This window comes from Tumidithrix elongata BACA0141 (genome assembly GCF_036349135.1).
Lineage (GTDB): Bacteria > Cyanobacteriota > Cyanobacteriia > Pseudanabaenales > Pseudanabaenaceae > Tumidithrix > Tumidithrix elongata.
Window position 1 is genome coordinate 1 of sequence record NZ_JAZBJZ010000153.1, and the last position, 9914, is coordinate 9914.

A 9914-nucleotide genomic window follows, 5' to 3' on the forward strand; every position below is an offset into this window, starting at 1 on the left:
CCTATAACTTTGGGGGCTTTTTTTCTACCCTAAACTTCTCAAACACGCTCTAAGATGCTGTACAGGCTGCTCTACCCTGCTTAGAGAGAGGTGTGATTTCTGTGGTGAAGGCTTCAAAGGCAGGTTTAAATACTTCCGATTTAAATGGTTCGGCTTTAGGGTTCTTGTCGCCAATTACCTTGATCGCTTGGGCGAGGTTAGCGATCGCTTTGGCATAGCCCGATTGTAACTCTTTTAAAGTTGGCTCTGATAGCTTTACATCTTGCACGCCTTGCGCGATCGTGTTGAGAAACTTAAAGGCCTCGTCTGAAGTTTTGGGATCGCCTTGGGTGATTTTTTGAATTGCCGTACCCAATGCCTGACAATCTGCGCCTTTGTCTGCAACCTTGAGATCTTGAGCAAAGCTAGGAGTAGCAAAACTCAGACTCACAATCATCAACAAAGCACAAAAAACATATCGATTTAAAAATTGCATGAAGTCTTCCTATAGGGACTCAAGTGGGAAATTACCTGAAAAATTGTTTGTAACGAACTGGTTTAACATTACCCAAATTAGAAAGTTTCACACCATATCGCAGGGGTTCTCAGCGATCGCTTTGGTGGAGGCAACTCCTAGCTGTGGGTTTAATGTCAGGCAGTAACCCTGCAAACAGGGCTGTTAAAAGCTTACAGCAGACCAAAAAAATATAGAGTTCTCTTTATGAAAACTCTATAAATGCTGTGAATTTATCCTTTTACAAAGATCTAAACCAGTTCCTTTGCCCTTTCTGCAATTAAATTTGTCAGTTCTTGATTGCCTTTTGGCTCAGGCAAGCCCACCATCTCAGAGTTGCTCGCTCCCGGAGGAACCATTGGATAGCAGTTTTCAGTCCGTTTGACTCTAAAATCCGCTAAAACAGGGCCATCATGCGCCAAAATCTGAGCAACGGCAGTTGATAGGTCGGTAGGCTCGATCACCAACATCCCCTTAATGCCAAAGGCATCCGCCAACTTGACAAAGTCAGGCATTCCCACTTCCATATTCGAGGCAGAGTAGCGCTCGTTATAGAAACTCTCTTGCCACTGGCGCACCATACCTTGCCAGCCATTATTCACGATCGCAATTTTGACGTTAATGCCATACTGAGACAGCGTTGCCAGCTCCTGTAAATTCATTTGGAAGCTAGCATCTCCACTAATACAAATGACTTGCTCCTGTGGGAGGGCCACTTTAACACCCATGGCCGCAGGCAGTCCGTAGCCCATCGTACCCAAACCAGCACTCGAAATCCAACGGCGGGGGCCAGTTTTAAGAAACTGAGCCGACCACATTTGGTGCTGTCCGACATCGGTGGTGAAGTAGGCATTTGGCGCCTGCTTGCCAAACTCAGCAATCACACCCTGTGGAGACAGTTGATCGGAGTAACTAGGGACTTCTAAGGGGTAGTCTTGCTTCCATTGGCGAATCTTTTCCAGCCAAGCCTTCGTGAAAATCTCTTCTTCGTAGGTTGTGGCATCTAAAATGGACTTAAGAACCTGTTTGACATCTCCCACAATCGGCACTTCGGGGACGCGGTTTTTGCCTACTTCCGCAGGGTCAATATCGATGTGAATTACTTTTGCTTCTGGGGCAAACTTATCTAAACGCCCTGTAACGCGATCGTCAAATCTAGCTCCCACTGCGATCAATAGATCGCATTCCTGCACGGCAAAGTTAGCATAGGCGGAGCCATGCATACCTAGCATGCCCACAGACAAACCATGACTCTCATCAAATACCCCTTTACCCATCAGAGTAGTGGTCACGGGCAGTTGAAAACGTTCTGCCAGTTGCATGACTTCTAGATGGGCGTTGGAAGCGATCGCCCCACCACCGACATAGAGTAAAGGACGCTTTGCTTCCCGAATTAATTTAATGGCTGAGGCAATCTGATGTAAATGTCCTTTGACATTGGGTTTATAGCCTTGCAAGCTAATCTGTACTTCTGGATTGTACTCAAACTGCATTTGCCCCACATCTTTGGGAATATCGACCAATACGGGACCTGGACGCCCCGTTCCCGCAATATGAAAGGCCTCGGCGACAACCCGCGCAATATCTTCAGGGCGGCGAATCACATAGGAGTGCTTGACAATCGGCAGGGTAATTCCAAAAATATCAGTTTCTTGAAATGCATCGGTACCGATCGCATAGGAAGGAACTTGACCCGTAACTACCACTAAAGGAACGGAGTCCATCTGTGCCGTCGCAATCCCTGTGACAAGATTTGTGGCACCAGGTCCAGAGGTGGCAACGCACACACCCACTTGCCCCGTAGAACGGGCATAGCCATCGGCAGCATGAACTGCGCCTTGCTCGTGGCGGACAAGGATGTGAGTCAGTTCTCCTCTGGCTTCCGCCTTGTAGATTTCATCATAGACAGGCAGAATCGCGCCACCGGGGTAGCCAAACAGGTGCTTCACGCCCTGTCTTCTAATACTGTCTATAAGAGCAAAAGCACCTGATGTACGCAAAGTAGCCTCCCGATAACTAGCAATGATAATCTGAACTAAGTTGTTGGACGAATTGGACTAAGATTTAAAACGGTTCCCCAAATCCTATCTGTGCTGCAAACTTAGGCATGAGAATCATGGCTTTTGTTACAGCGAGATATGACTACTTTGAATGTCTGAGTTTTAAATATTAAGACCTTAAGATGCCTCTAAGCCTTAAGCTCAAGTGAACAAATTCAAAGTTGCTCTTTTCTAAAAATATTAGGACAGTGGGGCTTAAAAGCCTCGATCGCCAGTTCCCTAAAAGAAGCTATGCAATGTCCAGTTTTGTAGCAATAATAGCATAAATAGAACTTTAGGTAGTGAGGTACACAGACTTTTTCGTGGATTTGTGTACTCTAGTAGCGCAATGGGATCGGGCTTTTTCGTAAAATTACGATCTAAAGTGACCCACACTTATGTAGGATGGATAATCATTATATGTTAGATTCGCTTTGTGCAAAGCCTTTAGCTGGGTTTCGTGACGACAAATATTTAACCGTAACCTTGTGCGGAATATGCATTCACGCATAGATAATCGCGTCAATAAACGATGACAAAGCCAAAGCAAGGCGAATAAAACATAAAGAATGTTCGCTTTAGTCAATCTCTAAAGGTAACATTCTGAGTTAATACATATTGCCAATGATGTAGTTGGTATCTGCCTGTCATCTTCTCATATTAACGTAAGGCTCATGACTCAGTCGCAATCAGAAAAAAAAGATATTCCTGTAAATATCTATCGTCCTAATAACCCCTTTGTGGGGAAGTGCATTTCCAATGAAGTACTGGTCAGACCAGGCGCACAGGGAGATACTCGCCATGTAAAGTTCGATCTTTCAGGTGGTGACCTTCGCTATTTAGAAGGACAAAGCATTGGAATTGTTCCTCCTGGTGAAGATAAGAATGGAAAGCCCCACAAACTTCGTCTTTACTCGATCGCTTCGACCCGTCACGGTGATGATGGAGATGACAAGACCATATCTCTCAGTGTAAAACGCCTAGAATACAAGCATCCTGAGACAGGCGAGACAGTTTTGGGAGTTTGCTCTAATCATATTTGCGATCTCAAACCTGGTGATGAAGTGAAAATCACAGGCCCCGTTGGCAAGGAAATGCTATTGCCCGACGATCCCACGGCAACCATTATCATGATTGCTACGGGGACGGGTATTGCTCCCTTCCGCGCGTTTTTATGGCGTATGTTTAAGGAAACCCACCCCGACTATAAGTTTAAGGGTCTCGCATGGCTGTTTTTTGGCGTACCTACCGACTCTGCGCTCTTGTATAAGCCCGATCTAGAGTGGTTGGCATACAAACACAAAAAGCACTTCCGTCTTGACAAAGCAATCAGCCGCGAACAAAAGAATGAGAAGGGTGAAAAGATGTACATCCAAAATCGCATGGCTGAATATGCAGATGAGCTGTGGGATCTCTTCCAGAAGCCAAATACACATACCTATATGTGCGGCTTGCGCGGTATGGAAGATGGAATTGCTGAGTTTATGGTTTCTACTGCCGCTAAGAACGGTACTGAATGGAAAGTATTTGAGAAACAAATGAAGTCTGAAGGTCGTTGGCACGTTGAGACTTACTAGTCATTCAAGAATTTAAATGCTTAATTGAGAGCGATCGCTATGTTTATTAGCGATCGCTTTTTTGTGTTTTTTGATGCATTACGATACGCACTACTCAAATTCCGAGCGGCTGCAAATGTTTTTGGTGTGGGATTTAGGTTGGTAGATTACAGTCAATCTGTAGAGGAACGAGCTAGGCTTGCTATATTAGACATCAGTCATGTAAGGAAAGCACCATGCAATTTGATTTAAAAGCAGCACTAGAGAGCATTCGTTTACCTGCAACTTGGATCGGGCTAAGAGAAGTAACAGAAACTAGTACCACCCGCTATGTCAGGGACAGCAAACCGCAATCTAACAGCAAAAGTCATACCCATGGCGTGATGATAGAAGTCTTAGCAAATGGGCAGTTTGGCTATGCCAGCACCAATCATCTCGATCTGGCAAATATTCAACTGGCGGCTGAGCGTGCTTATCAACAGGCGATCGCTGCCTCAAAGTGGGCTGTCTATGCGTTTACCGAGGCACAAAGACCCAAAGCAACTGGACAATATTTTTCACCTTTTGTTAAGCCTTCCGATCTGCTCACGGCTAAAGAAATCAACGAATTACTGATCGAAATCTGCGATACCTTACATACCTCAGATAAGATTGTCAAAACCAGTGCCTATACAGTTGTCACCGAAACTGAGATCAAACTGGCGAGCACCAATGGTTCAGATATTTATCAAAAGTTTCTCTTGGTGAGTACAGACTATGGGGCGACGGCTCAAGAGGGCAATATCATTCAAAGTCGGGGTGACAATGGGCAACTAGCTCGTTGCAATCAAGCAGGAATGGAAGTATTTGAAAGAACCGAAGTTTTAAATCGGGCTAAACAAATTGGCGAGCAGGCAGTGGAGCTGTTGTCTGCGGAGGAATGCCCAACCACAACCACCAACCTCGTGCTTGCCCCCGATCAAATGCTATTGCAGATTCACGAGAGCGTCGGTCATCCTCTCGAAATCGATCGCATTCTGGGTGACGAACGCAACTATGCTGGCAGCAGTTTTGTGAAGCTCTCTGACTTTGGCAATCTCGTCTATGGGTCAGAGATTATGAATATTACCTTTGACCCGACTGTGAAAGGGGAGTTTGCCAGCTATGGTTTTGATGATGTCGGCATGACGGCGACAAGGGAATATCTGATTAAAGATGGCATGTTGTTAAGGGGCTTAGGCAGCTACGAAAGCCAAGTGCGATCGCAAATTTCAGGAGTTGCCAGTGCGAGAGCCTGCTCTTGGAATCGTCCTGCGATCGATCGCATGGCAAATCTCAACCTCGAACCCAGTGAAACTCCCAGTAGTTTAAATGACATCATTGGCAATGTGGAGCGTGGAGTTTATATGCAGTCCAATCGTTCTTGGTCGATCGATGACTATCGCAATAAATTTCAATTTGGTTGCGAGTACGCGCAGTTAATCGAAGATGGGAAACTGACCAAGACGCTTCGCAACCCTAACTATCGCGGCATTACCAATCAGTTTTGGCGGAGTTTGAAACAAATCGGCGATCGCACCACCATGGAAGTCTACGGCTCTCCTTTTTGCGGCAAAGGCGAACCCAATCAAGTCATTCGGGTCGGTCATGCCTCGCCTGTCTGTCTGTTTGAGAATATTGAGGTGTTTGGCGGCGCAAGCTGATAGGGCTTTTAGTCATATCTGTTAGCTTTTGGCACTCAAATCCCGAGCCGTTGAAATTGAAAGTGCTATGACTCGATCGGGAGCGATTAGCTGGTGAAGCCATCTAGAACTTTAGCCTCAAGTAAGGAAGAAACTGAGGTTAAAGGGGCTTGTGGCAGGCGCATAACCGTTATCGGTTTTGTGTTGATGCTCAAATAATAAAAATGCCCCAAGATCCCATCCTTTTTCTTGACGCGAATCACTTCTGACCAAGGAATTAGCAAAGGAGGGAGGAATGGTCTAAAAAGAATGAAGGTACTGAGATACAAACCTTGCGAACTTACGCCAATATTGAGCGTTCCTCTAAACCCAACCCAGCCAACCCTTGCATTATTCATATGCGACATGATTGAGGGAGGAGATTGAGAAGTTCGATATTTTTTATGCATTCGTCCCCAACCACTGACAACTGGGAGCAGAAAGAGGAAACCAATGCTAGAAGAAATGCCCAGAATAATCCAAACAGCGATCGACATTAATTCTTAACGAAGAGTGAATAGTAATTCATCATCGAGATCTTAGCATAGCAATCCTATTCGATTGATCAGGGGCAATTCATGAATTGCCCCCTACCATTCTGCTTTTGTGAGACTACGTTCGCAAATATCTGTTTTGGGGAATCTGACGCTCAGCGATCGCGCCCCTCCCTCACATTTACCGCATTGAGAAATCAATAAACAAGCTGGGATCGACGTGAAAGAACTCGCCAAGAGATTTGGCTTGGCTTTTGCTAATTTGTCTTTTTCCATTCACAACTTCAGAAACCACACCCCGCGAACCAATTACACCCACAAGGTTAGCTTGCCGCAAATCCCTCGCTTCCATCAGGTGTAAGAGAATCGAATGAGGCGTTGAAGCTTCTAATTGATAATGCTCCGCTTCAAATTTTTCGATTAGAGCAACCAAAAGCTTCAAAATCTGCTCTTGCTCTGGGGAGAGATTTTCGTCTGCTAGCAAATTCTCGACAATGTTCAACGCACGCTCGTTTTCGGCTTCATTCGTAATGAGCTGTGGCTGAATATCTGCTAGCAGACTTCCATAAACTTCTTTATTTAAAGTAAGGGTCATTTTTCCAAGTCCCTGAGTCATACTCAGTATGAGTTAAGACATATTTAAACACATTTCCTTTTCTCAGTTGAGTAACCCAAGCCAGACAATCCAAAGCAAGAATCTTTAGGCGCACTTAACATGCGATCGTATTGACATCTAGATGATGCGATCTACGCATCCAAAGCGAATTGCTGCAAAACCTGCAATAAACTTGAGATAATAGATTTACTATGACGACTGAATTTCACGCTACCGAATCGATCGCTTTACATGTTCCACCTGAGCCTGTAGGGATTTCAGACTATTTACAGCAACCGCAAAGACTGATTAAACTGCTTGCCGATCGCACCAATACTGGTCTGGAGGCATTAAACCTATCGACAAATTTGAGCCAGCAAGGGTATTTTCGCTATAAGTTGCTCGTACAGCCTTTACAGTTTTTTCACCTCAAGATTCGACCGATCGCGGACATTGAAATTCATGTCAAGCCTGATAGTTCCTTGCATTTGCGTTCCATTGGTGCAGAAATTAAAGGTGCAGATTTTATGAATCACAACTTTAAACTCTCTCTGCAAGGACAACTCAAGCCGATCGGCGATTCCAAACATCATACCAAACTGGTCGGGAATGTGAATTTACGCGTCAGTGTAGATATTCCTCCTTCCTTTTTACTCTTTACGCCTCCTGGTGCGATCGGCATTGTTGGGAATAGCTTGTTGAGAAGCGTTCTGCTGACCATGAAAGAACAGTTAGAACGGCATCTGATCGAAGACTATAAGGAATGGGCTAGGGGTTTAGCTAAGGGTTTAGCTAAGTCAAGCAGAACCAAAGAAGAACTTAAATCCCTATCTCAGATAACCAATCCACAATCAAAGGATTAACCACCTCTGGTCTTTCGTCATGGGGACAATGACCTGTATTCGCGATCGGGATTACTTTGATATTTTTTGTCTGGCTGTAGTCTTGATAGATTTTGGCGGCTTTAAAGGGTGTCCAAGGGTCAGACTCGCCCCACAAAACTAGCAGAGGACGTTCCACTTGAGGCAACAATTCCGCTGGTTTGCGCCCCGCAGGAGCGGTCAACACCGAAGCAAATACCTGCTGGGCTCCCGCATCGCAAGAAGGCTGATAGAGAATTTCCACCAGTTCGTCAGTAATTGCGTCGGCATTGCAATAGACCTGAGACAAGGTGCCGCGAATGCGATGTTTTTGCCGCACGCGATCGAATAGAAACTTACCCGTAATTGGAGAACTCACCAATTGGGTGAAGGCTCCCATAATCCAGCGCAAGGGATAATTGAGTTCGTCGGGACGATGATTCAGTCCACCTGCAACATTCAGTAAAACGCCACCTGCGGAGATTTCAGGATAGTCCGCCACCAGCATTAGGGCTAGTAATGCCCCAATTGAGTTACCGATAAAAATCGTCGGGGTCTGAATGTGCTCTTGCCAAAAATCTTTTAAGAGTTGCTGCCACAGATCCAAGGAGTAATCTAGAGCGGGTTTATCAGAATTGCCAAACCCCAGCAAATCGATCGCATACACCTGATAGCCTGCGGCTGCTAGAACGGGAATATTTTTGCGCCAATGCCCAATCGAAGCCCCAAAGCCGTGGATTAGGACGAGAGGTTGCCCCTCACCCACAGCGGTGTACTGAATTTGGTGTCCTTGCCACTGCCATTGGCATTGCTCAAACTGACTGGTTGGTATTTGTTGGGTAATCACTGGCTTGAATTTGGCTACTGAATATTGGATATTGGAAACTCGATCGCTGAATTAACTTTTAGCATACAGACCGAGTAAGCCCTCTCTACACTGCGTAGGATAATCTAGCCATGACCGAGGAGATTCAATCAATGCCACCCATTTGGCAGCAAGAAGCGATCGTTCAGCATAGCCAACGCTTGCTATACAGTTTTGAATACTTGACGGGAAAACCCCTGCTCCAGATTGTAGACTCAACAGATTCACCAATGGCAATTGCTCGAGCTTTATTTGAGGCAGATTTTGTCGTAGTTTCTCATGGCTTAGAAGCCGATCCCATCTTGAACTACGGCAATCTTACTGCTTTAAAACTCTGGCAAATGGAGTGGCAACAGTTCACAACAACCCCTTCACGCTTTACAGCCGAGCCGATCGAAAGAGAAGAGCGCGATCGCGTTCTCACTCAAACCCGCACCCAAGGATTTATTGAAAATTATCGGGGTCTTCGGATTAACAGTGTGGGGCAACGCTTTTACATTAACAATGCGATCGTCTGGAATGCGATCGACGAACAAGGCAAAAATTGGGGTCAAGCAGCAACATTTAGCAATTGGGAGTTTGTGTAGCCTAAGCTTTAGCCCCTATCAGGAAATTGGTTTACACTGGTTAACAAATTAATTTAGATTACTTAACTTTCAGAAAATTTATGGGCATTCAGATTCCAGCAGAATTAAAGCCATTCGTTACGTTCTTCCATCCTGTTTTGATGACCTTAACCCTTATATTGGCTCTCTATGCTTTATATCTGGGTATTCAGTTTCGACGGGCGCGGAGTGCCGAGGGTGAAACCAAAAAAGCCATGATGTCAGCTCGTTACAACCTTCAACATCACAAAATCGGCTCTCTCTTTTTAGTTTTGATGGTTGTGGGTTGTGTTGGTGGGATGGCAGTGACCTATATCAACAACAATAAATTGTTTCCTGGTCCCCATCTATTCGCTGGTCTTGGTTTAGCAGCTTTGGCAGCTCTATCAGCTTCCTTATCGCCATTTATGCAACAGGGCAAAGAGTGGGCAAGAATTACGCATATTAGTATTAACGTATCTCTAGTTGCGATCTTTGCTTGGCAAACCATTACAGGATTTGATATTGTGCTGCGCCTCATCGATCAAATGTCGAAAGCAACTGCCTAAATTGCCTAGAAGGTTCGGGTTTCGGCTTCGGTTAGCCCATGGCACTGAACTTAGCCCAGCGATCGCTGGCGAACTGAGCTGAAGCGCACGATCCAATACAACGTATCGCCAATTCAAGGATGAAATGCAACGCCTAGAGATCTTTGCGTAAAGGGACTC

The 9914-nt window shown here is 45.3% G+C and carries 11 protein-coding genes; 6 read left to right on the plus strand and 5 right to left on the minus strand.

Going from position 1 to position 9914, the window contains the following annotated elements; translation table 11 throughout:
- Positions 1–49: 49 nt before the first annotated feature.
- Entirely contained in the window at positions 50–475 is a 426-nt protein-coding gene (locus V2H45_RS23245) for a hypothetical protein (RefSeq protein ID WP_330486075.1), read from the minus strand.
- Between V2H45_RS23245 and V2H45_RS23250 the strand changes: the two genes are divergently transcribed.
- A complete protein-coding gene (locus V2H45_RS23250) occupies positions 474–641 on the plus strand; it encodes a hypothetical protein (RefSeq protein ID WP_330486076.1) in 168 nt (55 codons plus the stop codon). The genes V2H45_RS23245 and V2H45_RS23250 overlap by 2 nt on opposite strands.
- Positions 642–744: 103 nt before the next feature.
- On the opposite strand, the gene ilvB is transcribed toward V2H45_RS23250, so the two are convergent.
- Positions 745–2493, minus strand: coding sequence for a biosynthetic-type acetolactate synthase large subunit (ilvB, locus tag V2H45_RS23255; protein WP_408648882.1), 1749 nt, complete (start codon positions 2491–2493; stop codon positions 745–747).
- A 713-nt stretch (positions 2494–3206) separates the two neighbouring features.
- Here ilvB and V2H45_RS23260 point away from each other — a divergent pair.
- Both V2H45_RS23260 and V2H45_RS23265 read left to right on the plus strand, forming a co-directional pair.
- Entirely contained in the window at positions 3207–4109 is a 903-nt protein-coding gene (locus V2H45_RS23260; RefSeq protein ID WP_330486077.1) for an FAD-binding oxidoreductase, read from the plus strand.
- 215 nt (positions 4110–4324) lie between these two features.
- On the plus strand, positions 4325–5770 hold the full coding sequence (locus tag V2H45_RS23265) for a TldD/PmbA family protein (RefSeq protein ID WP_330486078.1): 1446 nt from the start codon (positions 4325–4327) through the stop codon (positions 5768–5770).
- A gap of 86 nt (positions 5771–5856) precedes the next feature.
- Here the strand turns inward: V2H45_RS23265 and V2H45_RS23270 are convergent, their stop codons facing one another.
- On the minus strand, positions 5857–6285 hold the full coding sequence (locus tag V2H45_RS23270) for a hypothetical protein (RefSeq protein WP_330486079.1): 429 nt from the start codon (positions 6283–6285) through the stop codon (positions 5857–5859).
- A 178-nt stretch (positions 6286–6463) separates the two neighbouring features.
- Complete coding sequence (locus V2H45_RS23275; protein WP_330486080.1) at positions 6464–6877, minus strand: helix-turn-helix domain-containing protein; 414 nt, start codon at positions 6875–6877, stop codon at positions 6464–6466.
- A 212-nt stretch (positions 6878–7089) separates the two neighbouring features.
- Between V2H45_RS23275 and V2H45_RS23280 the strand changes: the two genes are divergently transcribed.
- The gene (locus V2H45_RS23280; protein WP_330486081.1) at positions 7090–7740 is read left to right on the plus strand and encodes a DUF1997 domain-containing protein; all 651 of its coding nucleotides are present in this window, start codon (positions 7090–7092) and stop codon (positions 7738–7740) included.
- Here the strand turns inward: V2H45_RS23280 and V2H45_RS23285 are convergent.
- Positions 7697–8584, minus strand: a complete 888-nt coding sequence (locus V2H45_RS23285; RefSeq protein WP_330486082.1) for an alpha/beta fold hydrolase — start codon at positions 8582–8584, stop codon at positions 7697–7699. The two genes, V2H45_RS23280 and V2H45_RS23285, sit on opposite strands and share 44 nt — an antisense overlap.
- A gap of 110 nt (positions 8585–8694) precedes the next feature.
- Between V2H45_RS23285 and V2H45_RS23290 the strand changes: the two genes are divergently transcribed.
- Entirely contained in the window at positions 8695–9189 is a 495-nt protein-coding gene (locus tag V2H45_RS23290) for an MEKHLA domain-containing protein (protein WP_330486083.1), read from the plus strand.
- 80 nt (positions 9190–9269) lie between these two features.
- Positions 9270–9755, plus strand: coding sequence for a DUF4079 domain-containing protein (locus tag V2H45_RS23295; protein WP_330486084.1), 486 nt, complete (start codon positions 9270–9272; stop codon positions 9753–9755).
- Positions 9756–9914: the final 159 nt, after the last annotated feature.